Origin of the sequence: Nocardiopsis potens DSM 45234, assembly GCF_000341105.1 — a bacterium.
In the GTDB taxonomy this organism is placed as follows: Bacteria; Actinomycetota; Actinomycetes; order Streptosporangiales; family Streptosporangiaceae; genus Nocardiopsis_A; species Nocardiopsis_A potens.
Map to the genome: position 1 here is coordinate 1 of NZ_ANBB01000009.1, position 23,777 is coordinate 23,777.

Here is a 23,777-nt window from a genome sequence, read left to right on the forward strand (position 1 = left end):
CTCGCCGCCCCCCGCCACTCCTTGGCGCTCAGCGAGGTCAGCTCGGTGCCGGCGAAGGCGACCGTGCCGTCGACGGTGGTGCGGGCGTTGCGCGACGGCATGCCCATGAGGACCCGGGCCAGCAGGGACTTGCCGGAGCCGGACTCCCCGACGATGCCGAGGCTCTCGCCTTCGGCGAGGGTGAGCCCGACGCCCTCCAGGACGTGCCGCGGCGGGCCGTCCGGAGGGTCGAGCCGGACGCTGAGCGATTCGACGCGGAGCAGCTCTTCAGGCGGGGTTCGCATCTACGGCCGTCCTTTCGACAGGGCCTGACCGAGCACGTTGACCGAGAGCACGGTGGCGCACAGGGTGAGCGCGGGGGCGGCGGTGATCCAGGGTGCGGTGGCGAAGTGGACGCGCCCCTCGGCGATGAGGTTCCCCCAGGAGGGGAGCGGGGGCTGGAGGCCGAAGCCGAGGAAGCTCAGCGAGCCCTCCACCACGATCGAGGCGGTGACGGCGGCGAAGGAGTACGCGCCGACGGTGGGCAGCACGTTGGGGATGATCTCGGTGCGCATCACCCGCAGCGGCCCCGCGCCCATGTTCCGGGCGGCCAGGACGTAGTCCTGCTCGCGGACGGAGATGGTCGAGGCGCGGGCCAGCCGGGCGAACGCGGGGACCGACAGCCCGCCGATGAGCAGCCCGATCGTCCAGTAGCCGGCGCCGGAGAGCGAGACGACCGCCATGATCAGGATCAGCGCGGGGAACGCCAGGATGAGGTCGGTGAGGATCCCGACGGCGCCGTCCACGACCCCGCGCAGGTAGCCGGCGGCGATGCCGAGGAGCCCGCCGGCGACCAGCCCGAAGGCGACCGTCATCGCGCCCACGATCAGCGACGACCGGCCGCCGGCGAGGGTGCGGGCGAGGATGTCCCTGCCGATCGCGTCGGTGCCCAGCCAGTGCTGCGCGGAGGGGGGTTCCAGGATCGCGGAGAAGTCGGCGCGGAGCGGGTCGAGGGCGGGCAGCAGGGACGAGGCGGCCGCGCCGAGCACGACCAGCGCGAGCCAGCAGCTCGCGAGGGCGGTGCCGATCCGGCCGCGGGAGGGGGCGCGCCGGGGGTCCCGGGCGGCCTGGGCCGCGGGGGCGGCGGCGGTTTCAACGGGATGCATTGCGGGTCCTCGGGTCGACGAGCGAGTAGATGAGGTCGACGGCGATGCTCGCGACGACGACGGCCGCGCCGGAGAAGATGATGACGGCCTCGATGACGGGGAAGTCCCGCGTCTCGATCGCCCCCATCGCCAGCTGGCCCATGCCGGGGATCGCGAAGACCGACTCGATCAGGACGGACCCGCCGAACGCGAGCCCGACCGTCATGCCGACGATGGTCAGCGCGGAGAAGCTGGACGGGCGCAGCGCCCGGGTCGCCAGCAGCACCGGGGCGCTCATGCCCCTGGACCGCGCGGCGAGGATGTAGGGCTGGTCGAGCGTCTCGATCAACCCCGCCCGCAGCAGCCGGACCAGGACCGCCGCCTCGGCGAGGCCGGTGGCCAGCACCGGCAGGGCGAGGTGGCGGAGGTGGCCGGCCGGGTCGATCCAGGCGTCCCGCCACCCGGTGGCGGGCAGCGCCCCCAGGGCGACGGCGAAGACCGCGATCAGCCCGAGCGCGATGATGAACGGCGGCGTCGCGATCAGCAGGAACGACGCCAGGGTGCCGGCCCGGTCGACGCGCCCGCCGGGCTTCCACGCCGAGGCCATCGCGAGCGGGACGGCGATGGCCAGCGCGACGATCTGGCCGCCGATCAGCAGTTCGAGGGTGACCGGCAGCCGCCGGGCGATCTCGTCGGCGACGGGCCTGCCGGTCACCAGAGAGGTGCCCAGGTCGCCCTGGGCGGCCGCGGCGAGCCAGTCCGCCAGCCGGGCCGGCGGGGGGTCGTCCAGGTTCAGCTCGGCCAGGAACGCCTCGATCCGCTCCGGGGTGGCGTCGGGGCCGAGGACGGAGAGGGCGGGGTTCCCGGTGAGCAGCATCGGCAGGCTCATCGTGACGAGCCCGAGGAGCGCCAGCACGATCGCCGCGCGGCCCGCCCGTACGGTCCAGGTTCGCATCATCTTCTGATCCACAGTTCCGAGGGCAGGATCGATATCACGTTGTGCTCGCTGAGGTCGGGGATGCCGCCGACGGTGTAGGAGGCGGCGAAGCCGGAGGGGCTCTCGGTGTAGAACAGCACCGGCGCCTCGTCCACGATGATCTGCGCGGCCTCGCCGTAGAGGCCGGCCCGCTCCTCGGGGTCGACGGTCTCGCCGGCCTCCCCGATGAGCGAGGTGACCTCGGGGTCGGCGTATCCCGAGAAGTTGCCGGGGGCCCCTTCGGGGAAGATGCTCTTCATCGCGGTGTCCGTCTCGCCGTAGGCGGAGGTGAAGAACTCGATGGCGTCGAAGTCCCGGCCGAACAGCCGGGTGTCCATGGTCGCGGCGTCGACGGTGTCGATGGTCATGTCGATGCCGACGTCGGCGAGCATCTGCTGGATCACCGCGGCCCGCTGGGCCGATTGCGGGCGGGCGTCGGTGGTGTAGTCGAACGCCACCGGCTCGCCGTACTCCGCGAGCAGCCGCCGGGCCCGGTCGGGGTCGAAGTCCGGGTGGTCGGTCCGCGCGGTGTAGGGCGACCCGGAGGTGATCGGGCCGTCGGAGAGGCGCCCGGCGCCCTGGTCGGCGGCCTCCAGGATGACCTCGCGGTTGATCGCGGCCTGGACGGCCTGCCGGACGCGGACGTCGTCGAACGGCGGGCGGGTGGTGTTCAGGAAGGCGGTGGCGGTCGTGGAGTCGGCGATCGCCGTGGTCAGGCCCTCGGTGCGGGCCTGGGCGACCAGGTGCGCGGTGTTCAGCCAGACCATGTCGACGGTCCCCGACGACAGGCTCTGGTAGCGGGAGTCGGTGTCGGGGAGGAACCGGAACACCAGCCGGTCCAGGATCGGCGCGGGGCCGTGGTACTCGGGGTTGGGTTCGAGGGTCACCGAGGAGCCGGGGTCGGTGGAGGCCACGGTGAAGGCCCCGGCGCCCAGCGGCGCCTTCCCCTCCTCGGGCTCGGTGGCGATCATGCCGAGGGAGCGGGTGAGGCCGCGGTCGAAGGCGGCGTCGGGGGCGGCGAGGGTGAGCCGGACCGTGGTGTCGTCCACCGCCTCGGCGGAGTCGATCTGCGCGGCCGCCGGCTGGCACAGGCAGGTCGACTCGGGGCCGGCCATCCGCTCGAAGTGGCCGATGACGGCCTCGGCGTCGAGCGGTGAGCCGTCGGAGAAGACCAGGTCGGGCTTGAGCTTCAGGGTCCAGGTGCGGAGGTCGCCGGTCTCGATCGACTCCGCCAGCCGGGGCTCCAGGGCGCCCTCGGGGCCGTCGGTGAAGAGCGGCTCGTAGACGGCGTTGCCGACGATGAGGGTGGACTGGTGGGCGACGAGGTTGTCGATCGGGTCGAGCGAGGTGACGTCGGTGTCCAGGCCGACGGTGAGGGTGCCGCCGGCGGCGCCGTCCGCCGCCGGGGCGCAGGCGGAGAGCGCGGCCGCGGCCGCGAGCCCCGCGGCGGCGGCGAGGGGCCTGTAGGGGCTCATCGGCGGTGGCCCTTCGGCTCGGGGGACCGGTCCGGGGCGGCGGGCAGGATGCGCGCGCGCAGGGCCGCGGCGACCTCGTCGAGGCGGTCGGGGGCGATGTAGGCGGACAGGTACCCGCGGGCGCCGCCGCGCGCCCGGAGGAAGTCGAGGACCTGCTCGATGTCGGAGGCCTTGCAGGTCATGTCGTATCCGGCGAGGAGCCGCTCGCCCTCGGTGTCGGGCTGCCGCCCGTCGGTGGACTCCTGGTCGTCGTTGGTGCGCAGGTAGTCCTCGACGATGAGCCGCCGCTCCGCGCCGACGAGGTCGAGGATGAGCGCGACGAGCACCCCGGTGCGGTCGCGCCCGCCCTGGCAGGCGATGGCGACGCGGCCCTCGATCGCGGCGAGGGCCTCCACCGCGGCGGCGAACCGCTCGGTGGACTCGATCAGCATCCGGAGGTACAGGTCGCCGAAGGAGAGCTCGCCGGCGACGAGGGCGCCGAACACGCGCGCCATGTCGTCCCGGCTCAGCACCGTGCTGCCGGCGACGACCGGGAAGGCGACCGTGGCCAGCGCCTTCGCGGGCGCGTCGGCGCGGTCCAGGGCGCGCTCCGCGTCGGTCCTCAGGTCGAACCAGGTGAAGGGGTGCGGGCAGGCGGCGAGTTCGCCGGGGGTCGCCAGCGAGAGCGCCGCGGCGCGGTAGAGGGTGTCGGAGGAGTGGGTCGGGCGTGCTTCGATCGCTGCGGGGAACTGCACCGATCGCCAGTTGGGCGGAAGTCCGCTTGCGGGGGGCATGCCCGGATGCTAACAAAAATGGCAGGACTGCCAATTTCGAATCGGATGAACGAACCATGAACGCTGACGGCCCGCCCGGCACCGGACGGCGCGCGCAGAAGAGGGCCGACACACGGCTGGCGATCCAGCGGGCCGCGGTGGACCTCTTCGAGGAGCACGGCTACGACGCGACCACGGTCGACGACATCGCCCGCCGGGCGAACGTGGCCCCCCGCACCTTCTTCCGCTACTTCCCGAGCAAGGAGCTCACGCTCTTCAGCGAGGACGTCTCGGAGCGCTTCGCCGCGCTCGTCCTGGAGGCCCCGCCCGACCTGCCGCCGCTGGACGCGCTCGAATCGGCCCTGTCCCTGCTGCTGGAGGACGCCCCCTCCGAGCTCGACCGGCGCCGCCAGGCGCTCCGCCGCCGGCTGCACGAGCAGCCGGGCGTCACCCGGCAGTTCGCCCACGTGCAGGAGCGCATCGCGGAGCGGCTGCGCGCCGCCTTCCGGCAGCGCCTGCGGTCCGGCGGCGACCCCCGCCCCGATCTCGCCGCCGACGCCACCGTCGCGATCTACCTCGGCCTCTCCCGGACCCTGGTGGACGGCGACGCCGACCAGCGGAAACGCGTCCGGGAGTGGTTCGCCGCGGTCCGCACCGTGGTGGGGGAGAGCCGGGCCGGGAGCTGACCGCCCGGCCCCGCGGAGCGGGCCCCGGCCCGCCTCGGCCCGGTCCGGAACGGATCCTCTCGGCCCCGGCGGAGAGGGGGCGCCGGTCCGCCCCGCCGGCGGAGCGTGGACGCCGCAGTATGCCCGCGGGCGTCTGAACGATGGCCGCGGACCGGCCCCGCCGGTTGGATCGAGGGCATGACGAACGACGATGGCAACGGCAACGAGAACACCCGCACGGGGACCGTCCTGGTGCTGGGCGGCACCGGGAAGAGCGGGCGGCGCGTCGCCGAGCGGCTCCGGGCGCGCGGGGCCGGGGTGCGGATCGGGTCGCGCGGCACCGAGACGCCGTTCGACTGGGAGCGGCCGGAGACCTGGCCCGCCGCCGTCTCCGGGGTGCGCTCCGCCTATGTGGCCTACTCTCCCGACGTGGGCTTCCCCGGCGCCTCCGAGGCGGTCGGCGCCTTCGCCGAGCTGGCGGTGCGCGAGGGCGTGCAGCGGCTGGTGCTGCTGAGCGGGCGCGGCGAGCCGGGCGCCCGGCGCAGCGAGGAGGCGCTGTTCGCCGCCGGGGCGCCGGCGGCCTCCGTCGTCCGGGCGAGCTTCTTCGCGCAGAACTTCAGCGAGGGCTTCTTCGCCGACATGGTCCGCTCGGGGGCGGTCGCCTTCCCCGCCGAGGGGGTCCCGGAGCCGTTCATCGACGCCGGGGACATCGCCGACGTGGCGGTGGAGGCGCTCACCGGCGATCCCGCCCGGCACGCGGGCCGGGTGCACGAGGTCACCGGCCCCCGGGCACTGACCTTCCCGGAGGCGGTCGCGGAGGTCTCCGCGGCGGTGGGGCGCGAGATCGCCTACGTCCCGCTGGCCTTCGAGGCGTTCCGCGACGGCATGGTCGGGCAGGGCGCCCCGCCGGAGTTCGCCGCCCGGTTGACCGAGCTGTTCGGCGAGATCCTGGACGGCCGCAACTCCGCGGCCACCGGCGGGGTCCGCGACGTCCTGGGCCGGGAGGCCGCCGACTTCTCCGAGTACGCGAAGCGGACCGCCGCCACCGGGGTGTGGGCCCCCTCCTCCTGAGCCGGCCCCCTGGTCCGGCCCGGACCCCGCCGGCCCCGGCCGGGCGGGCGGCCCGCGGGCGCTCCGAGCGGGACCGCGCGGCGGCGCGGGGCGGCGGCGGTACGGCCGGTGCGGACGGGTTCCGCACCGGCCGCGGCCGTTCCGGGACCGTTCCGGGGCCGCCTATCCGCGCTCCGGCCCCGGCTCGGCGTCCTCGGGGGCCTCGGAGGGTCCGTCCGGGGCCGCCCCGGGCCCGCTGTGCAGGATCTCGCGCGCCTGCTCCGCGGCGCGGAGGATGCTCTCGCTGACGAAGTCGCTGAACCGGGCGACGTTCTCCAGGCGGGCGGCGGTCAGGGTGCCGCGGCCGACGATGTCGACGCCCTGCCGCGCGATCTCGGCGATCTGGGCGGTGCCGCGGGCGCCGGCGACCGTCGACCGGTACCAGACGTCGTCGTCGACGGAGTAGCGCTCGCGGCGGCCCTCTTCGCGCTCCCGGCGGACGAGGCCCTGCTCTTCGAGGAACCCGATCGCCTTGGAGACCGACGCCGGGCTGACCTGGAGCCGCCGGACGAGTTCGGGCGCGGTGAGGCTGACCGTGTCGGCGATGAAGAGGCAGGCCAGAACGCGGGCCGCCATCTTGGGCAGGCCCTGCCGCATCAGCAGGGTGGTGAACGCCTCCTCGTACTCGCGCACGGCCTCGTCGTCGCGCCCGGGGGCCTGCTCCCGGGGCGGGGCGCTCCTGCGCCGGCGGGCGCGGTGCTCGGTGGCGCGCTGCGCCAGGTCGGCGCGGTAGGCGGTGGGGCCGCCGTTGCGCATCACCTCGCGCGTGACCGTCGAGGTGGGGCGCTCCAGGCGCCTGGCGATCTCCGCGTAGGCCAGGCCGTCGGCCAGCCCCAGCGCGATCTGCTGGCGCTCGGGCTGGGTGAGTCTTCCTCCCCGCACAGCGGTCTCCCTTCGTCTCTCCCCTTGCACCGCGAGCGTAGCGTTCACCCCCACGTCAATGCAACAGAAAGTCGTCTCTCATTGCGTTGATTGCACACTCAGTGCAACGAAATACATACTTCTACCTGCATAAATTCAATAAGTCTGCAACGAACTCATTGCGTGATCCATGAAGGCAACGTAGCGTTTCCCACATCGGAAACGACAAGCGCAGCAGGAGGACACGATGCAGACGTTCGACACCCCCGCCCCGATCTCCGCGGTTCTGGACATCCCCGCCGGGCGCATCCAGGTCATCGCCGCCGACCGCACCGACACCATCGTCGAGGTCCGGCCCGCCGACCCCGCCAGGCGCCGCGACACCGCGGCCGCCGAGCAGACCGAGACCGACTACCGCGACGGCGTCCTGCGGATCCAGGCCCCGGCGGCGAAGAACCGGCTCACCGGCCCCTCCGGGGCCGTCGAGGTGACGGTCCGGGTGCCCGAGGGCTCCCGCGTCGACGCGAAGTCCTCCTGCGCCGGGTTCCGGGGCGTGGGGCGCCTGGGCGAGGTCGCCTGCGAGGGCGCCGCCGCCGGGGTCAAGATCGACGAGGCCTCCGGCGTGCGGCTGACCGCCTTCGGCGACGTCTCGGTCGGCCGGCTGACCGGCTCCTCCCGGATCAGCACCCGGAAGGGCGACGTCCGCATCGACGAGGCCGCCTCCGGCACGCTCGAGCTGGCCACCATGGCCGGCGACGTGACGGTCGGCGCCGCCGCCGGGGTCTCCGCCTCGCTGGACGCCGGCACCGACCACGGCCGCATCCGCAACGCGCTGGCCGGCGCCGGCGAGGCCGGGGCCGCCCTGGAGATCCGCGCGACCACCATGCAGGGCGACATCACCGCCCGCAGCCTCTGACCGCGCCGCCCGGCCCCGCGACCTCCGCGGGGCCGGCGGTCCCCGAACCCCCTGACCACCGGCGCCGCACCGGGCGCCGCGCAGATCGAACACCGAAGGAGCACCGAGATGGAGAACAACGGCGGAGGCCTTTCCGAGACCGGGCTGCGCAGAGTGCGCGACGTGCTGGAGCGCCATGTCGGTTCCGGGCGGATCCCCGGCGTCGTCGCCCTGGTCGGCCGGGGCGGGGAGGCGCACGTCGAAGCGGTCGGGACGATGCGCCACGACGGCGGTGCGCCGATGCGCCGGGACACGATCTTCCGGATGGCCTCGACGTCCAAGCCGGTCTCGATCGCGGCGGCGATGATCCTGCTCGACGAGTGCCGGCTGCGCCTGGACGACCCGGCCGAGGAGTGGCTGCCCGAACTCGCCGACCGGCGGGTGCTGAAGCGGCCCGACGGCCCGCTCGACGACACCGTGCCGGCACGCCGACCGATCACCGTGCGGGACATCCTGACCTCCACGTTCGGGCTCGGCATGGACCAGACGGCGCTGGGCACGCCGATCATGAACGCGGTCTTCGAGCAGGGGCTCACCCCCGACCTGCCGGAGCCGATGCCCGAGCCGGACGAGTGGATGCGCCGCCTGGGCGAGCTCCCGCTGATGCACCACCCCGGGGAGCGCTGGCAGTACCACATCGCCGGCGACCTGGCGGGCGTGCTCGTCGCCAGGGTCACCGGCCGGCCGTTCGAGGAGTTCCTGCGCGAGCGCGTCTTCGAGCCGCTGGGCATGGCCGACACCGGCTTCCACGTGCCCGCCGGCGAGATGGACCGGCTTCCGCCGCTGTACGCCCCCGACCCGCGGACCGGCGAGTTCCACGTGTGGGACGAGGCCGAGGGCGGGCGGCACGGCCGGCCCCCGGCGTTCCCGGGCGGCGGAGGCGGGCTGGTCTCCACCGCCGACGACTACCACGCCTATTTCCGGATGCTGCTCAACGGCGGCGTGCACCGGGGCGAGCGGATCCTGTCCCGGCCCGCCGTCGAGCTGATGACCACCGACCGGCTCACGCCCGAGCAGCGGGCCGCCCGGCACCGGCAGGCCGTCGACAACGTGCACATCTCCTTCGGCCAGGGCCAGCACGGCGGCTGGGGGATGGGGGCGGCGGTCCGCACCTACCGCGGCGACTACGCGCCCGTCGGCCAGTTCGGCTGGGACGGCGGAGCCGGCACCTCGGCCTACGCCGACCCGGTGCACGGCGTCGTGGGGATCCTGCTCACCCAGGTCGGGATGTCCGTCCCGGACTCGGCGCGGCTCATCCACGACTTCTGGACCACGCTCTACCAGGCGATCGACGACTGACGCCGGCGCCCGCCCCCGGCGAAGCCCTGCGGAGAGAGGGGACCGCGGAGCCGAAGCCCGGCGGCCCCGGCCCGATGGCACCCGCCCGGCCCTCCGGCCTCCGGTCCCCGCCCGCTCAGGGAAGGGCGGGGGCCGGAGGCCCCGGGCCGCGGCGGCCGCAATCGGGCGGCGCGGGCGCACCGCGGTCCCGGTCCGGCCGGAGTCGCGGCCGGGCCGGGACCGCATCCGTCAGGCCCGCCGCGTGGAGGCGGCTCGGCTCCCACCGGCGCCGGAGAGGGACGTCCCGTCCCCGGGCCCCGAGGGCCGGCGGCGCGAGGGGCCGCTCGGCCGCCCTGGTCCCCGGTCTCCGAGGGCGTGCGCAGGCGCGCCCGCGGGGGCTCAGCGGGTGTCGTCGCCGTCCTCCACCAGCCCCCGCAGCAGCTCCAGGGCGGCCCGCCACCCCTCGGAGTTCTCCCGGGCCCGGAGGCGCTGCTCCTCCTCGGTGCAGTTCAGCGCCGCGAAACCGGTCTCGACGATGCGCACCCGCGCCCCGTCGCCGTCCGGCTCGACGTGGAACTCGACCAGGGTCGCGCTGCCCGGCTCCGGTTCGGCGCCGGGGAACAGCGAGCAGCGCAGCGCCAGCAGGCTGCCGGGCACCACGCGCTCCACCACGCCCCGGTAGTCGCCGTGCTCCCTCCAGCGGAAGACCACGGCGCCGCCGGGCACCGGGTCGAGTTCGGCGCCGTCGAAGGCGTACCAGCGCCGGACGCCGTCCGCCTCGGCCAGCAGCGGCCAGATCCGCTCGACCGGCGCGTCCAGATGCGCGGCGACGTCGATCATGGTCTCGGTCACGGCTTCCTCCCAGCTTCGTCGGCCGCCCCCGCGCGCCCCGGTCGACCGTGGCGGGGTCTCCACGATCATCCCACCGGCGGACGCATCGGCGCAGGTGAGCGGGGCGTGTCCGGCTCCCGTCCACCGGGCGGGGCGGCCGCGCGGAACGGCCGGCCGAAAGCCTTCCGACCCCGCCCCGCGAGCCGCGCGGAACGGGCGGGCGGACCGCGGAACGCTCCCCCGCAGGGCAGGATGGTCGGTGTGAAGTCCGACCGGCTGCTCTCCATCCTCCTGCTGCTGCAGACCCGCTCTCGGATACCCGCCGGGGAGCTGGCCGAGCGGCTGGAGGTGTCGGTCCGGACCATCTACCGGGACGTGGAGGCGCTGTCCGCGGCGGGGGTGCCGGTCTACGCCGAGCGCGGGCGCAACGGCGGCATCGCGCTGCTGCCCGGGTTCCGCACCGACGTCCCCGGGCTGACCGGCGACGAGGCGCGGGCGCTGTTCGTACTGGCCACCCGCGGGACCCACAGCGAGCTGGGGCTGGACGGGCCGATGGCCTCGGCGCTGCACAAGCTGATGGCGGCGGTGCCCGCGGCGCACCGCCCCGCCGCCGAGCTGGCGCGCACCCGGATCATCGTCGATCCGGACCGGTGGACGCGGACCCCGCGCGGGCGGGTCGACCTGGACGTGCTCCAGGAGGCGCTCTTCGCCGACGCCCGGCTCCGGCTGCGCTACCGGAGCAGCGGGGCGGGCGAGGCGCGGGAGTACACCGTCGACCCGTACGCGCTGGTGGCCAAGGCCGGGGTCTGGTACCTGGTCGCCGACCGGGACGGGGAGCCGCGGCTGTTCCGGGTGGACCGGATGGTGCGGGCCGGGATCGTGGACGAGCCGGTGCGCCGCCGCCCCGGCGTGGACGCCGAGGCGCTCTGGCAGGAGCTGCGCCGGCGGGTGGAGCACCGGCCGGCCGGCGTCCGGGTGCGCGCCCTGGTGCGGCGCGGGCGGCTGGAGATGTTCCGGCGGATCACCGACCTGTTCCTGCTCTCCGTCCAGGACGGGGAGGCGCCGGACGGGGAGCGGGGCGCCGGCGGCGGGCCGGGGGAGTGGGTCCCGGTGGAGCTCGGCTACCCGGAGCGGGGCGCGGCCCGCCAGCTCCTCCAGTTCGGCACCGACGTGCGGGTCGTCGACCCGCCGGAGATCCGCTCCCTCCTCGCCGGCCTGGCGGCCGAGGCGGCCCGCCACCACGCCGCCGGTCCGCCGGACGCCTGATCGGGGCCCGGCCGGTCCGCCCCTGGTGCGCCGGCCCCCTGGCGGAGGCCGCCGACGGAGCCGCGCCTTTCGGCCGGGCGACAGCGGAGAGGCGGCGCCCGGTCAGGCGTCGCCGGGGCGTTCGCCGATCCACTGGACCGGCTGGACGACGACGCCGTTGGGGTCTGTGACCTGGAACAGCCGCTCGCCCCGCTCCTCGTCGCGGAGCGGGGTGGTGATCTCGACGCCTTCGGCGCGGAGCCGCTCCTGCTCGGCGGCGGCGTCGCCGACCTCGAAGGCGAGCACGGCCCCCTCGGTGCTCTCCCAGCCGGAGCCCGGCACCAGGACCAGCTCGGAGGAGGGGTCGTCGTGCAGGAACTCGACCGCGTATCCGTCGTCCGCGACGGCCCGGAAGCCGAGGTGGCGCACGGGGCCTCCCAAAGTGATCGTACGACGTACGAAGTTTAATGGTACGGTGTACGATAGTATTCTCGGGACGGCGTGGAACGATCGGGAGGAGCGGCCGCGATGGCCATCCGGAACAGCGGCGGCGGGGACCCGGTGCGGACCCTCGCGCTGCTCTGGCGCACCGCCGGGCCGGCCCGGAAGGGGCGGACCGGGCTCGACGCCGACCGGATCGTCGCCGCGGCGGTCGAGATCGCCGACGCCGAGGGGCTGGACGCGCTGTCCATGCGCAAGGTCGCCGACCGGCTCGGCGTGGGCGCGATGTCGCTCTACACCTACGTCCCAGGCAAGGCCGAGCTGGCCGAGGCGATGCTGGACGCGGTCCGGGGCGAGCTGCCCGACCCGGCGGAGGCGGGGGAGGGGTGGCGGGCCCGGCTGGAGGCGGTCGCCCGGCAGAACCACGGCCTCTACCTGCGGCACCCGTGGCTGCTCCAGGTGGCGGCCGGCCGCCCGGTGCTGGGGCCGAACAGCATGGTCCGCTACGACCGGGAGCTGCGCGCCCTGGAGGGGCTCGGGCTGAGCGACCTCGAGATGGACGGCGTGATCGCGCTGCTCTCCGACTATGTGCACGGCGCCGCCCGGGGCGCGGTGGAAGCGGCGGCCGCGGCCGCCGCCAGCGGCCGCACCGACCGGGAGTGGTGGGAGGAGCACGCCCCCGAGCTGGAGCGGATCGCCGACCCGTCGGCCTACCCGGTGGCGGCCCGGGTCGGCACCGCCGTCGGGGAGCGGTACGACGCCTCGCACGACCCCGCCGCCGACTTCGACTTCGGCCTCGGGCTGGTGCTCGACGGCATCGCCGCCCTGCTGGAGTCGCGCTCGGGGGGCTGAGCGGTCCGGCGCCTCACCCGCCGCCGGAGCGGCTCGGGAAGGAGAAGTCCGCGAGCAGGTGCTCCACGCAGAGGATGAACACCACCACCGCGGCGGTGACCTGCAGCGCGATCGCCCACTCCCGGGGCCCGGCACCGGTGGGCCGCTCCTCGGCCGGCAGGGCGAAATGCCGGCGCAGGTGGCCGCCGTGCCCGATGGTTCCGATGAAGATCACCGCGGGGAACGTCGTCGCCCAGACCAGGGTGGGCCGGATGTCCTGGTAGCCGAACCACCAGACGAACGGGAACAGCGAGAACAGTGCGACGGGGCCGAGGGCCGCGAGCCGCCGCCCGGCGGGCGCCAGCGCGATCCCGCGCAGCGCGAACACGGCCACCGCGGCGGCGTACGCGGCGAGCAGGCGGGAGAGCGGGACATCGGCGAGTACGACCACGGGACTCCTCATCGCACGGGGGTGAAGAATGCCCCGTTCGCACCTTTTATACCGCTACCAGCGGTCACCCCGGCCCGGGAAGCCGACCGGTGCGCCCCGCACCGCCCGCGGCGTGAACGGGCCGGGGCGCCGGTCAGCCCTCCCCGATCTCCGCCTCGATCAGGTCGGCGGCCCTCTCCGCCCCGCCCTCGCCGCGGAGTCCGGCGCGGAGCCCGGCCAGCCGGGCGGCGACCTCCGGGGAGGAGGTGAGCTCCTCCAGCGCCGCGCGCAGCCGCTCCGCACTGGCCTCATCGGTGTCGATGCGCCGCGCCACCCCGTGGTCCCGCAGCGTTTCGGCGTTGACGAACTGGTCGCCGAACTGCGGCACCGCGATCATCGGGACGCCGCAGTACAGCCCCTCGGCGGCGCCGCCCATGCCGGCGTGCGTGACGAACGCCGATGCCCGCTTGAGGATCGCCAGCTGGGGCACCCAGCGGTGCACCTCGGTGTTGTCCGGGATCGGGCCGAGCGCGCCGAGGTCGGTGGCCCCGCCGACCTGCAGGACGACGTGCCAGCCGGGCAGGGAGCCGAAGGCCCGCAGGCACTCCCGGTAGAACCCGGGCAGGTCGGTGAAGGAGGTGCCCATCGACACCAGCAGCGTCCTCTTGCCCTCGGCGCCCGCCGGCGAGTGCCATTCGCCCTGCTCGGCGCGGTCGCCGAAGCAGGGGCCGACGAAGTCGACGACCCGGGGGTCGACGGTGCCGGCGAAGGGCTGCATGGCGCGCGGGATCAGCGCCAGCACGCGGCGCGGGCGTCCGGTGAACTCCTCCGCCCCCAGCCGGACGCCCTGGCCGGCGAGCCAGGCGCCGAACCGGGCGTAGTGGGCGCCGACACCGGGGAGCGCGCCGACCTCCTCCTCGTGGCCCTTCCAGGCGACGTAGGTCGGGGAGAGCTGGACCGCGGGGATCCCCCAGGTCTCGGCGAGGACCCTGGCCGGGTAGGCGGCGATGTCGTACAGGAAGAGATCGGGCCGGTCGTCCCGGTAGGCGCGGCGGACCTGGGGCAGGGCCGCGATCGCGTCGTCCAGGAAGACGTCCAGCGCGGCGGCGGGGTCCTCCGGCCAGGAGTGGTCGTCCACCGGCAGGGTGGAGGTGTAGTGGACCGGTTCGGCGCCGGTGCCGGCGACCAGGCCGTCGACGCGGGGATCGTTGGCGTAGGTGACGCGGTGGCCGCGGGACACCAGCTCCCGGATGACCTCCAGGCTCGGCATGACGTGGCTGACCGCGGGGATGCCCGCCATCGCGATGTGGGCGGGCCGTCGGGTGCGGCGGGGCATGGGGCTCCTCTTCCTGCGCGTCCGCGGTGCGGGCGGTGGAGCGGCGCCGTGCGGCGGCCGCCCGGCGCGGCCGGCGTCGACGCGCCCGTCCACCGCCTCCGGTGCATCCGACGCACCGGGGGCGGTTCCGGATCCGCGCGGCCGGCGGGAGCGGTCAGTAGAGCCGTTCGGCGTAGGAGGGCCCGTAGTACTCCTCCAGCGCCTCCAGCGGGACGTCCGGGCTCTCCAGCCGCTTGGCGATGCGGGGCCGGGAGGGGACCGCGTCCCGCCCCCAGGTCTCGGGGCGCCACAGCTCGGAGCGGAGGAACGCCTTGGAGCAGTGGTGGAAGACCGTGTCGATGTCGACCACCATGGCCAGCCTCGGGCGGCGGCCCTTGACCGCCAGCCCGTCGAAGAACGGGGCGTCCTTCACCAGCCGGGCCCGGCCGTTGATGCGCAGGGTGTCGCCCCGGCCTGGGATGAGGAAGATCAGGCCGACGTGCGGGTTGGACAGGATGTTGCGGTAGCCGTCGGCCCGCCGGTTGCCGGGGCGGTCCGGGATCGCGATGGTGGTGTCGTCGAGCACCAGGGCGAGCTTCCCGGCGGGATCGCCCTTGGGGGAGACGTCGCACGCCCCGTCCGCGTCGGCGGTGGCGACCAGGCAGAACGGGGCGGCGGCCAGCCACTCCCGGTCGACGTCGGCCAGGGCCGAGCGCTCCTTGTCCAGGGCCCGCTGCACGGGTTCGCCGAGCAGCTCGCGCAGCTCGGCCTCACCGGTGATCTCGGTCTGCTGGTGCGCCTCAGAGGTCATGCCCGCTCCTCATCGCTGGACGGCCCGACGATCCTACGACCGCCCCGCCCCCGGCGGGCCCGCCGGGGCGGGCGCGCCGGAAGGGCCACTGGTCAGACCGGGCGGACGGTGACAGAGTGCGGGGTATGCAGACCGTTACCTTGGCGGAGCGGCCGGACCTGGCCGCGGCGCTGGACCGGCCGGACCTCAACCCCGGCCCGGAGTTCGTCCGCCACGACGACGTGGCGGAGCGGCTGTGGGACCGGTTGGAGACCAGGTTCCCCGAGTACCAGGTGATGCTGCTGGACGAGGGGCGGGTGGTGGCCCGCGGCGCCTCGGTCCCGCTGTGCTGGCAGGAGCCCGACGTCGACCTGCCCGACGAGGGGTTCGACTGGGCGCTCTCCCAGGCGGTGGACGACCACGACGCGGGCCGGGCGCCGACGGTGGCCGCGTCGCTGCTGATCGCGGTGGTCCCGGACCGGCGGCGCCAGGGGCTGAGCACCGCGGTGGCCGGGGCGCTGCGGGAGAACGCGGCCGCCCGCGGGCTGTCCGCGCTGATCGCGCCGCTGCGCCCGACCCTCAAGCACCGCTACCCGCTCATCCCGATGGGCACCTACGCGGGATGGGCGCAGGGCGGCGGCGAGGCGCCGTTCGACCCGTGGCTGCGGGTGCACTGGAAGGCCGGCGCGCGCATCCTGCACACCTGCGAGCGGTCCCGGACGGTGACCGGGACCCTCGCCGAGTGGGAGGAGTGGGCGCGGATGGACCTCCTCTCCTCCGGCGAGTACGTCATCCCCGGCGGCCTGTCGCCGCTGGCGCTGGACCGCCTCTCCGGGACCGGCCACTACGTCGAGGCCAATGTGTGGGCCCGGCACGACATCGGCCCGGGCGCCGGGACGCAGGCGTCCGATTTCCGCTAGCGCCGGGGGTGCCCGGGGCGCGAGACTCGTCGTCATGGAGCTCGACACCGCAGAGAACGACACGATCCCGACCGGGCCCGCGCACGCCGTGCTGGACAGCCCGGTGGGGCCGCTGACCCTGGTCGCGCAGGACGGCGCGCTCACCCGGCTGCTCATGGAGGAGCGCCCCGGCGCGCCGGCGCCGGACGGCTCGGCCGACGCCGCGGTGCTGGCCGAGGCGGCCCGGCAGCTCCGGGAGTACTTCGACGGCGGCCGCACCGGCTTCGACCTGCCGCTGCGCCCGTCCGGCACCGCCTTCCAGCGGCAGGTCTGGGCGGAACTGGCGGCCGTGCCCTACGGCGGCACGGTCACCTACGGCGAACTGGCCGAGCGGATCGGGCGCGGCCCGTCCTCGGCCCGCGCGGTCGGGTCGGCCAACGGCGCCAACCCGATCGCGCTGGTCATCCCCTGCCACCGGGTGGTGGGCGCCGACGGCGGCCTCACCGGCTACGAGTGGGGCGTGGACCGCAAGCGCTTCCTGCTCGACCTGGAGCGGGACGGAGGCTGACACCGCGGCGGAGGCCCTGCGGACGGCGCGCGCGGGGCGATCCCCGATGGTCTCGACGGCGCGGCCCCGTCGACACGCGTCGGCAGGCCCGTGCCGCCGAGGCCATCGCCCTGGGGCGGGTTCTTCCCGGCAGCGGTCTCAGGAGGCGCGGGCGCCGGAGGCCTGGTGGTCGGCGGCCTCGTCCGCCGAGGGGAGGCGGGAGGCCAGTTCGGCCAGGTCGAGGCCGATCGCGCCGGCGATGGCCGCGACGGTGAAGAAGGCGGGGTTGGGGATGGCCCCGCGCTCGATCTTGCGCAGGGTGTCGATGGAGACGCCGGCCGCCTGGGCGACCTCGGCGGCGGTGCGCGGGGCCCGGGCCGCGCGGAGGACCTGGCCCAGGGCCCGGCCCCGGTCCCGCTGGCCCTCGGTCAGGGGTGTGCGAACCATGTCCGAACCCTAGCCGATGGGGCGCCCGGTCGGCGATGAAGAATGGCTGGTATTTCAATACCGGTCCGATGATCCGGGCGGGCCGGTGCGGCGCGGACCAGGGCGGCCCGGCGGCCCCTGGAGGACTCCGCCGGACCGGATGCGCGGGGCCGGCGGCCGGCGCACTGCGGGGGCGCGGCCGTCCCGAACCGTCCGCCGGCGCCAGGCGAGCCGCGCCCCGGCGCCTCCCGGTGCCCCCGGGGACGGGGAAGAGCGGGGGCGGGCCCCTCCACCCCGCGGGATTGCTAGTTTTCATCCATGCGGCCAGAAAATCGTCAGGGCGGCCGGGAAAGCGGCGCCGGCAAGCAGAAGAAGCGGTCCTTCATCGAGGAGGCCCGGCGCGCGCAGATCATCCAGGCGGCGATCGAGACCATCTCCGAGGAGGGCTACGCCAACTCCTCGCTGGCCCGCATCGCCAAGCACGCGGGCATCAGCAAGGGCGTCATCTCCTACCACTTCGCCAGCAAGGACGAACTGCTGCACGAGGTCGTCGTGCAGGTGTACACCAAGGTCGCCGAGGCGGTCGCCCCCGCCGTCACCGCCCAGCCCGACCCCGTCCAGGCGCTGCGCGCCTACATCACCACCGCGGCCGGCTACATGCGCGGGCACCGCGCGGAGCTGCTCGCGCTGACCAGCATCTTCATGGGGTCCCGGGACACCGAGGGGGAGCCGCGCTACGGCGTCGGGGGCAACGAGGAGCTCTACCGGAACCTGGAGGAGATCTTCCGCTGGGGGCAGGAGGAGGGCGCGTTCCGCGACTTCGACCGCCGGGTCATGGCGGTCACCTTCCAGGCCTCCATCGACTCGATGTTCGGCTACTGGGTCTTCTACCCCGGGCACGACCTGGAGGGCCACGCCCGGGAGCTGGCCGACCTGTTCGAGCACGCCGTCCGCGCCTCCGGCTGAGGCGCACCGCGCGGGTCGCCGCGGTGGCAGGGAGGGGCGGGGCGCCTTTCCCCGCCGCCCGGCGGCCCCGCCCCGAGGCCGATCTGCACCGCTCCACCGGAGGAGGGGCGCCCGATCGCCGTCCCCCGGTGCTCCCGGGAGCGGTGGCCGGAAGCGCCGTGCTCAGCGCTGCGCGCACCGTTCGCGCAGCACCTCCGCGCCGTCCCCCTCCAGGTCGTCGCAGTGGGAGGCGCGGCCGGTCATCGCCATCACCAGTGACAGCGTGGGGCCGGAGACGAGCCGGCCGGAGCCGGTCCGGAAGGGGCCGTCGTCCGCGGCGAGCCGCAGGCCGCCGAGGCGGCTCTCGGCCGGGACGACCATGTCGGTTCCGCAGTAGTACTCCGCCACCCGGGTGACCGCCGCGACCGGGAGGTCCCGGCGGATCCCCAGCGGCCGGCGGACGTCCTCGCCGTGCACGACCGCCTCGCCGAGCATCGCCACCGCGGGCAGGGGCGGCTTGGTCCTGCTCGGCACGGTGCGCCGGAACCGCTCCAGCGTCTCGGCCGGCGAGGCGCCCAGCTGCTCGGCCAGGCGCATGGCCACCTGCGCGTCGAAGTCGAACCGGCAGCGGACGACGCCGGCCAGCCAGCGCAGCGGGCCCAGGCTCGCCCCCGCGGTGAGGTGGGCCAGCACCTCGCGCACGGTCAGCCCGTCGCACAGCGACGGCACCTCCCACCGCTCGTCGGCCAGGTCGGCGAGGTCGGCCGCCAGGGCGGCCCGCTCCGCGCGGATCAGCGGCCAGAGGTCCGCTCCGCGCCGGGCCGCCGGTTCCGGGTCGGCCGTTCCGCTCGTGCCGGTCATGGGGGTCCTTTCGCCGTGCTCCCTCGCCTCGGCCGCACCGGGCCCGGAGGGCGCGGGCGCCCCGGTGCTCTGCGCCGAGGGTAGGACCGGCGCCGCCCGCCGGACTCATCGCCGGCGGCGGATCTTTCCGAGTGGGTTCCGGGACGGCCGGGGAGGGCCCCGGGGCCCGGATCCGGGAAAACCCCGATGCGTTTTCCGTCCACCCGTGCAAGAATCTGGCCGAGCGGCCAGAAAATCGGCCGCACGACCACATTCACCGCTCTGCACGGGGGAGAGGCAGCACCATGTCCACAGGACCCGCCCCGGGCGTCCGGCCCGCACCCGCCCCCTCGGGGCCGGCGCCGCGGCCCCGGCTCGCCTACATCGACAACCTGCGCATCCTGCTCACGGTCCTGGTCGTGCTGCACCACTGCGCGGTGACCTACGGCAACATCCCGGCCTGGTTCTACACCGAGCCCGCCCAGGACCCCTCCGGCGTCGCACTGGACCTGCTGGTCATCTTCGACCAGGCCTTCTTCATGGGGTTCTTCTTCCTGCTCTCCGGGTTCTTCACCCCCGGCTCGGCCGACCGCAAGGGGGCGCGGCCGTTCCTCCGCGACCGGCTGGTCCGGCTGGGCGTCCCGCTGCTGCTCTTCGTGCTGCTGATGCGGCCGCTGCTCACCTACGGCATCTACACCGAGCTGGCCGCCGGCGAGCTGCCCTACTGGCTCTTCTACATCCTCAGCTGGGACGCCGGACCGATGTGGTTCGTCGAGGTGCTGCTCGTGTTCTGCCTGGCCCACCTGCTGATCCGCCGGTTCCGCGCCCCGCAGGAGGCCCGGATCGCCGAGCGGCGCACCGGCCGGATGCCCGGCCCCGCCGCGGTGCTCGGGTTCACCGCCGGGCTCACCGCGCTCACCTTCCTGTGGCGGCTGCCCGTCCCCACCGGCACCTACTGGCCGGTGGTCGGCCTGCCCACCCCCTACTTCCTGCCGCAGTACGCGCTGATGTTCGCCGCCGGCGCGCTGGCCTTCCGGCGCGGCTGGTTCGACTCCGTCCCGCGGGCCGCGGGGTGGGGCGGGTTGGCCATGGCGGTCTTCGCGGCCGCCATGCTCTTCCCGCTCAGCGGCGGAACCGGCGTCCTGCCCGGCGCGTGGGGCACGCTGTCCGGGGCGGCCTTCGAGAGCGTCTTCGCGGTGGGCACGGTGCTCTTCCTGCTCCGGCTCTTCCAGCGGTTCTTCGACCGGCAGGGCCCGTTCGCCCGGTTCCTCTCCGCCAACGCCTTCGCCGTCTACTTCCTGCACTCGCCGATCCTGGTCGGGATCGGGTACGCCCTGTCCGGGTGGGAGGCGCCGGCGGCCGCCAAGTTCGGCGCCATGGCGGTGCTCGCGCTCCCGCTGTGCTGGGGCGCCGCGCACCTGATGCGCTCCCTGCCCTTCGCCAAGCGCGTGTTCTGACCGCCCCGCCCCTGGATGAGGAGAGAGCCCATGAGCGCGTTCACCGGAAAGAGCGTCCTGGTCACCGGAGGCGCGAGCGGGATCGGCGCGGCCACCGTGCGCCGCGCCGCCGCCGACGGGGCCCGGGTGCTGATCGCCGACACCGACGAGCAGGCCGGGACCGCGCTGGCGGAGGAGACCGGCGCCCTGTTCCGGCGCACCGACGTCGGCGACTTCGACCGGATGAAGGCGGCGGTGGACGCCGCCGCCGAGACCCACGGCGGCCTGGACGTGCTGTTCTGCAACGCCGGGATCGGCGGCCCCAGCGAAGGCCTCGCCGACCGGGGCGTCCCCTACGAGCTGGACCGGTACCGCGAGACCGTCGCGGTCAACCTGCACGGCCCGGTCTACGGGGTGCACGCCGCCCTGCCGCTGATGCGCGGCCGCCGGGGCGCCTCGATCCTGGTCACCTCCAGCATGGCCGGCCTGTTCGCGCCGCCCCTCGGCGAGGTCTACGCCGCCACCAAGCACGCCCTGGTCGGCTTCGTCCGCTCCCTGGCGCTGACGCTGGCCGGCGACCCGCTCACGGTGAACGCGATCTGCCCCGGCTACGTCGACACCCCGATGATCGCCCCGCTGCGCGCGATGATCGACGAGGCGGGGCTGACCGGGACCATCGCCGCCCCGGAGCAGGTCGCCGCGCTCGCCGAGCGCATCGTCGCCGGGCGCGGCAGCGGGGAGGCCTGGCTGATCACCAGGGACGCGTGCGCACCGTTCCCCTTCCCCGACCAGGACGAGGTGCTGCGGCGGATGCACGGCACCGGACCGGCATGACACACCGCCGGGGGTCTGGCCGCCCCCGACGCCCGCAGGGCAAGCTGGCCCCATGAGGGTGATCGTGATCGGCGGCGGCATCGTCGGTGCCAGTGCCGCCTACCATCTGGCCAAACGGGGGGTGTCCACCACGCTGGTGGACGCCTCCCGGGCCGGGCAGGCCACCGCGGCCGGCGCCGGGGCGGTCTTCCCCTGGCCCCTGCCCTGGGACCCGCCGCCGATGCGCGACTTCGCGCTCCAGGCGGCCGCCCACTACCCCGGGCTGATGCGCGAACTCGCCGAGGACGGCCAGGTGACCGGCTACCGGGTGGTCGGCGGGGTCTCCGCGGGCACCGACCCCGAGCAGCTCGACCGCGAGCTGGCCCTGCTGCGGGAGCTGCGCGGCCGCCCCGGCTACGAGGGCCTGGGGGAGGTCCGCCGCCTGCCCGCAGGGGGGCCGGCCGAGCTCTTCCCGGCCCTGACCGAGGAGTACCAGGGCGTCTTCGTGGAGGGCACGGCCCGGGTGGACGGCCGCCGCGCCCGGGACGCGCTGTTCAACGCGGCCGAGGAGCGCGGCCTGCGCTACGTCAAGGCCGGCGCGGAGCTGGTGGCCGCCGGCGGCCGGGTGACCGGGGTGCTGGCCGGCGGTGAGGAGCTGCCCGCCGACGCGGTGGTGGTCGCGGCGGGCGCCTGGTCGGCGGCGCTGCTCCGCCCGTTCCGCGTCGACCTGCCGGTCTACCCGATGCGCGGGCAGATCGTGCACGCCGCGCTGCCCGGCGCCCGGACCCGGGACTGGCCGGTCGTCCGCCTCCCCGAGAAGGACGGGTACCTGCTGGCGCTGCCGCCGGACCGGGTGGTGCTGAGCGGGACGCGGGAGCCCTGGGCCGGGTTCGACCACCGGGTGACCGTCGGCGGCGTGCTGGAGGTGCTCTCCGGCGCCGTCGGCCCGGCGCCCGCGCTGGTGGAGGCCACGGTCGCCGAGACCCGGGTGGGGTTCCGTCCGGCCTCCCGGGACGACCTGCAGCTCCTCGGCCCGGTCCGGGCGCTGTCCGGGGTGGTGGTGGCGACCGGGCTGGGCGCGTCCGGCCTCACCCACGGCCCCTACCAGGGCGCCGTCGCCGCCCGGCTGGCCCTGGGCGAGGACCCGGGGAGCGACCTGTCGGCGTTCCGCCCGGACCGGGTGGCGCCCGCGGCGGGGATCCCGCCGGAGCGCACCGGCCCGGTTGAGTAGCGGTACTCATCCGCACCGCACCGGCCTCGCCCACCATGGACCCATGAGCTCCGCACCCCTGAACACCAAGGTCACCCCCGCCTTCTACCTCCAGTCCGTGATCGCCTTCGGCGTCTCCAGCGCGGGCCTGTGCGGCGGCGTCGCCCTGCTGCCGATCGACCCGTGGATGCGCGCCTTCATCGGGATGGGGGTGCTGTTCGTCATCACCTCCACCTTCAACCTGGCCAAGTGCGTCCGCGACCGGCAGGAGGAGGCGCTGACGGCGGCCTGGGCCGAGCAGGCCCAGGCCTACGGTGCCGGCAGCCACCACGCCTACGCGGGCAAGAGCGGCTGACCGCCCGTCCCGCGATGATCTTGACGTTGCGGGGGTATCAGGGCGCCCTGATACCCCCGCAACGTCAAGATCATCGTGTTGTGCGCGGTGTGCGCGGTCACCGGCACAGGGCGCGGACGGCCTCCTCGAAGTGCGGGAACTCCTCCCGGGCGCGGCCCAGGATCTCCTCCGGGGGCCGCCGCCCGCCGGGGGCGTGCCGCTCGGCGATCTCGGCGGTGCGCGGGCAGGGGTCCTTGGGGTCGTCCCAGTCCAGCGCCTCGACCGGGCCGACGCCCTGGGCCAGCAGCCACAGGAAGGAGCCCAGGTCGGCGGCGAGCACCAGCAGCTCCCCCTCGGATCCGAAGAAGACCACGGGCTGCTCCGGCAGCGGCCGGCCCTCCCGGGCCAGCCACAGGCCGGTGTAGCCGCCCGACCCCTCCATCCCGAAGAACCGGTACTCCCGCCCGTCGGCCTCGGGGTTGCCGGTCCACTGCCGGAACCACCAGGCGGTCTCCTCCGGGTCCTCGAGCGCCTCGTACATCTCGAAGTCCATCTCCCCGTCGGGGAGCTCCTCCGCCGCCACCTCCGCCAGCCCCGGCGGCAGGTCCGATCCGGCTCCGCCGGCGTCCCGCGGCTCGGCGCCGGCCGGCGCCGAGCGGTCCAGGAAGTCCCCGACGGTCCGGGTGAAGGCCTCCGGGGCGTCCAGCCACGGGTAGCGGCCGGCGCCGGGCAGGACCGCCGTCTCGCCCCGCGGGAACAGCCCGGCGATCTCCGCGGCGACCCGGGGGAGCGGTCCGCCGTCCAGTCCGCCGGCGACGGCCAGCACCGGGACGTCCGGTCCGGCGGCGCGGGCGGCCTCCTCCCACCGGCGCTCCTCGGTGGAGTCCGCGCCCAGGGCGCGGCCCCGGGCGGTGACCAGGACCAGCGAGCGGACCCGCTCGGGGTGCCGGGCCGCGTACAGGACCGCCAGGCCGCCCGCGGCGGAGTGGGCCAGCAGGTCGACGCGGTCCAGGCCGAGGTGGGCGCGGAGCGCCTCGACGTCGCCGACCTGCCGGTCGCCGTCGCCGGAGTCCCCGGTGCCGCGCGGGTCGGGCACGATGAGCCGGCGCCGCCGCGCCAGCCCGCCCAGGTCGCCGGGGCAGGCGCCGGCGCGGATCGGGCCGCCGGGCAGGCAGAGCAGCGGTTCCCCCTCGCCTTCGGCGCGGTAGGCGAGCACGGTCCCGTCGGGTGCGGTGTAGGAGGGCATGG

The 23,777-nt window shown here is 75.4% G+C and carries 27 protein-coding genes; 13 read left to right on the forward strand and 14 right to left on the reverse strand.

Annotated elements, in window-relative coordinates:
• From D459_RS30630 to D459_RS0103580, 5 genes are all read right to left on the reverse strand, one after another.
• Window positions 1-284 (reverse strand): ATP-binding cassette domain-containing protein (locus D459_RS30630; RefSeq protein ID WP_040709139.1); only part of this gene is annotated, 284 nt, incomplete at its 3' end.
• Window positions 285-1,145, reverse strand: coding sequence for an ABC transporter permease (locus D459_RS30635; protein WP_017591622.1), 861 nt, complete (start codon window positions 1,143-1,145; stop codon window positions 285-287).
• Window positions 1,132-2,082 (reverse strand): ABC transporter permease, encoded by a 951-nt coding sequence (locus tag D459_RS0103570; RefSeq protein WP_020380041.1) that lies wholly within the window; start codon window positions 2,080-2,082, stop codon window positions 1,132-1,134. The genes D459_RS30635 and D459_RS0103570 overlap by 14 nt, the downstream gene beginning before the upstream one ends.
• Window positions 2,079-3,575 carry an ABC transporter substrate-binding protein gene (locus tag D459_RS0103575; protein WP_017591624.1) on the reverse strand — a complete coding sequence of 499 codons (1,497 nt, stop codon included), beginning with the start codon at window positions 3,573-3,575 and terminating at the stop codon, window positions 2,079-2,081. The genes D459_RS0103570 and D459_RS0103575 overlap by 4 nt, the downstream gene beginning before the upstream one ends.
• Entirely contained in the window at window positions 3,572-4,348 is a 777-nt protein-coding gene (locus D459_RS0103580; protein WP_081620431.1) for a tyrosine-protein phosphatase, read from the reverse strand. The genes D459_RS0103575 and D459_RS0103580 overlap by 4 nt, the downstream gene beginning before the upstream one ends.
• A 56-nt stretch (window positions 4,349-4,404) precedes the next feature.
• Here D459_RS0103580 and D459_RS33475 point away from each other — a divergent pair, with 56 nt between their 5' ends.
• Together D459_RS33475 and D459_RS0103590 are read left to right on the forward strand one after the other, a co-directional pair.
• A complete protein-coding gene (locus D459_RS33475) occupies window positions 4,405-5,013 on the forward strand; it encodes a TetR/AcrR family transcriptional regulator (RefSeq protein WP_017591626.1) in 609 nt (202 codons plus the stop codon).
• Window positions 5,014-5,190: 177 nt separating this feature from the next.
• Window positions 5,191-6,063 carry an NmrA family NAD(P)-binding protein gene (locus tag D459_RS0103590; protein ID WP_017591627.1) on the forward strand — a complete coding sequence of 291 codons (873 nt, stop codon included), beginning with the start codon at window positions 5,191-5,193 and terminating at the stop codon, window positions 6,061-6,063.
• Between the two features lie 162 nt (window positions 6,064-6,225).
• On the opposite strand, the gene D459_RS0103595 is transcribed toward D459_RS0103590, so the two are convergent.
• On the reverse strand, window positions 6,226-6,984 hold the full coding sequence (locus D459_RS0103595) for a helix-turn-helix domain-containing protein (protein WP_017591628.1): 759 nt from the start codon (window positions 6,982-6,984) through the stop codon (window positions 6,226-6,228).
• A gap of 226 nt (window positions 6,985-7,210) precedes the next feature.
• On the opposite strand from D459_RS0103595, the gene D459_RS0103600 reads away from it, so the two are divergent.
• Together D459_RS0103600 and D459_RS0103605 are read left to right on the forward strand one after the other, a co-directional pair.
• A complete protein-coding gene (locus D459_RS0103600; protein ID WP_017591629.1) occupies window positions 7,211-7,879 on the forward strand; it encodes a DUF4097 family beta strand repeat-containing protein in 669 nt (222 codons plus the stop codon).
• A gap of 108 nt (window positions 7,880-7,987) precedes the next feature.
• Window positions 7,988-9,217, forward strand: a complete 1,230-nt coding sequence (locus D459_RS0103605; RefSeq protein ID WP_017591630.1) for a serine hydrolase domain-containing protein — start codon at window positions 7,988-7,990, stop codon at window positions 9,215-9,217.
• Between the two features lie 378 nt (window positions 9,218-9,595).
• On the opposite strand, the gene D459_RS0103610 is transcribed toward D459_RS0103605, so the two are convergent.
• The gene (locus tag D459_RS0103610) at window positions 9,596-10,048 is read right to left on the reverse strand and encodes an SRPBCC domain-containing protein (protein WP_017591631.1); all 453 of its coding nucleotides are present in this window, start codon (window positions 10,046-10,048) and stop codon (window positions 9,596-9,598) included.
• A 231-nt stretch (window positions 10,049-10,279) separates the two neighbouring features.
• Between D459_RS0103610 and D459_RS0103615 the strand changes: the two genes are divergently transcribed.
• A complete protein-coding gene (locus tag D459_RS0103615) occupies window positions 10,280-11,293 on the forward strand; it encodes a helix-turn-helix transcriptional regulator (protein WP_206540754.1) in 1,014 nt (337 codons plus the stop codon).
• Window positions 11,294-11,395: 102 nt separating this feature from the next.
• Here D459_RS0103615 and D459_RS30645 read toward each other — a convergent pair whose 3' ends face one another.
• Window positions 11,396-11,701 (reverse strand): VOC family protein, encoded by a 306-nt coding sequence (locus D459_RS30645; RefSeq protein ID WP_017591633.1) that lies wholly within the window; start codon window positions 11,699-11,701, stop codon window positions 11,396-11,398.
• 99 nt (window positions 11,702-11,800) lie between these two features.
• On the opposite strand from D459_RS30645, the gene D459_RS0103625 reads away from it, so the two are divergent.
• The gene (locus D459_RS0103625; RefSeq protein ID WP_017591634.1) at window positions 11,801-12,565 is read left to right on the forward strand and encodes a TetR/AcrR family transcriptional regulator; all 765 of its coding nucleotides are present in this window, start codon (window positions 11,801-11,803) and stop codon (window positions 12,563-12,565) included.
• 13 nt (window positions 12,566-12,578) lie between these two features.
• On the opposite strand, the gene D459_RS0103630 is transcribed toward D459_RS0103625, so the two are convergent.
• The 3 genes from D459_RS0103630 to D459_RS0103640 all read right to left on the reverse strand — a co-directional run bounded on the left by D459_RS0103630 (window position 12,579) and on the right by D459_RS0103640 (window position 15,100).
• Window positions 12,579-12,995 carry a hypothetical protein gene (locus D459_RS0103630; RefSeq protein WP_017591635.1) on the reverse strand — a complete coding sequence of 139 codons (417 nt, stop codon included), beginning with the start codon at window positions 12,993-12,995 and terminating at the stop codon, window positions 12,579-12,581.
• 133 nt (window positions 12,996-13,128) lie between these two features.
• Complete coding sequence (locus D459_RS0103635) at window positions 13,129-14,310, reverse strand: macrolide family glycosyltransferase (RefSeq protein ID WP_017591636.1); 1,182 nt, start codon at window positions 14,308-14,310, stop codon at window positions 13,129-13,131.
• A 154-nt stretch (window positions 14,311-14,464) separates the two neighbouring features.
• The gene (locus D459_RS0103640) at window positions 14,465-15,100 is read right to left on the reverse strand and encodes a pyridoxamine 5'-phosphate oxidase family protein (protein ID WP_017591637.1); all 636 of its coding nucleotides are present in this window, start codon (window positions 15,098-15,100) and stop codon (window positions 14,465-14,467) included.
• A 125-nt stretch (window positions 15,101-15,225) separates the two neighbouring features.
• On the opposite strand from D459_RS0103640, the gene D459_RS30650 reads away from it, so the two are divergent.
• The gene (locus D459_RS30650; RefSeq protein WP_040709142.1) at window positions 15,226-15,999 is read left to right on the forward strand and encodes a hypothetical protein; all 774 of its coding nucleotides are present in this window, start codon (window positions 15,226-15,228) and stop codon (window positions 15,997-15,999) included.
• Window positions 16,000-16,033: 34 nt separating this feature from the next.
• Window positions 16,034-16,546, forward strand: coding sequence for a methylated-DNA--[protein]-cysteine S-methyltransferase (locus D459_RS0103650; protein ID WP_017591639.1), 513 nt, complete (start codon window positions 16,034-16,036; stop codon window positions 16,544-16,546).
• Between the two features lie 138 nt (window positions 16,547-16,684).
• On the opposite strand, the gene D459_RS0103655 is transcribed toward D459_RS0103650, so the two are convergent.
• Window positions 16,685-16,972, reverse strand: a complete 288-nt coding sequence (locus D459_RS0103655) for a helix-turn-helix domain-containing protein (RefSeq protein WP_017591640.1) — start codon at window positions 16,970-16,972, stop codon at window positions 16,685-16,687.
• Window positions 16,973-17,269: 297 nt separating this feature from the next.
• On the opposite strand from D459_RS0103655, the gene D459_RS0103660 reads away from it, so the two are divergent.
• Window positions 17,270-17,917 carry a TetR/AcrR family transcriptional regulator gene (locus D459_RS0103660; RefSeq protein ID WP_017591641.1) on the forward strand — a complete coding sequence of 216 codons (648 nt, stop codon included), beginning with the start codon at window positions 17,270-17,272 and terminating at the stop codon, window positions 17,915-17,917.
• 162 nt (window positions 17,918-18,079) lie between these two features.
• On the opposite strand, the gene D459_RS0103665 is transcribed toward D459_RS0103660, so the two are convergent.
• A complete protein-coding gene (locus D459_RS0103665; protein WP_017591642.1) occupies window positions 18,080-18,757 on the reverse strand; it encodes a maleylpyruvate isomerase family mycothiol-dependent enzyme in 678 nt (225 codons plus the stop codon).
• 284 nt (window positions 18,758-19,041) lie between these two features.
• Between D459_RS0103665 and D459_RS0103670 the strand changes: the two genes are divergently transcribed.
• From D459_RS0103670 to D459_RS0103685, 4 genes are read left to right on the forward strand one after another with little or no spacing between them, the layout of a single operon-like run.
• Window positions 19,042-20,193 carry an acyltransferase family protein gene (locus D459_RS0103670; RefSeq protein ID WP_017591643.1) on the forward strand — a complete coding sequence of 384 codons (1,152 nt, stop codon included), beginning with the start codon at window positions 19,042-19,044 and terminating at the stop codon, window positions 20,191-20,193.
• A 30-nt stretch (window positions 20,194-20,223) separates the two neighbouring features.
• Complete coding sequence (locus tag D459_RS0103675) at window positions 20,224-21,006, forward strand: SDR family NAD(P)-dependent oxidoreductase (RefSeq protein ID WP_017591644.1); 783 nt, start codon at window positions 20,224-20,226, stop codon at window positions 21,004-21,006.
• A gap of 52 nt (window positions 21,007-21,058) precedes the next feature.
• Window positions 21,059-22,216 carry an NAD(P)/FAD-dependent oxidoreductase gene (locus D459_RS30655; protein ID WP_017591645.1) on the forward strand — a complete coding sequence of 386 codons (1,158 nt, stop codon included), beginning with the start codon at window positions 21,059-21,061 and terminating at the stop codon, window positions 22,214-22,216.
• Between the two features lie 43 nt (window positions 22,217-22,259).
• Window positions 22,260-22,550, forward strand: coding sequence for a YiaA/YiaB family inner membrane protein (locus D459_RS0103685; protein WP_017591646.1), 291 nt, complete (start codon window positions 22,260-22,262; stop codon window positions 22,548-22,550).
• Between the two features lie 97 nt (window positions 22,551-22,647).
• Here the strand turns inward: D459_RS0103685 and D459_RS37470 are convergent, their stop codons facing one another.
• The gene (locus tag D459_RS37470) at window positions 22,648-23,775 is read right to left on the reverse strand and encodes an alpha/beta fold hydrolase (protein WP_017591647.1); all 1,128 of its coding nucleotides are present in this window, start codon (window positions 23,773-23,775) and stop codon (window positions 22,648-22,650) included.
• Window positions 23,776-23,777 lie beyond the last annotated feature (2 nt).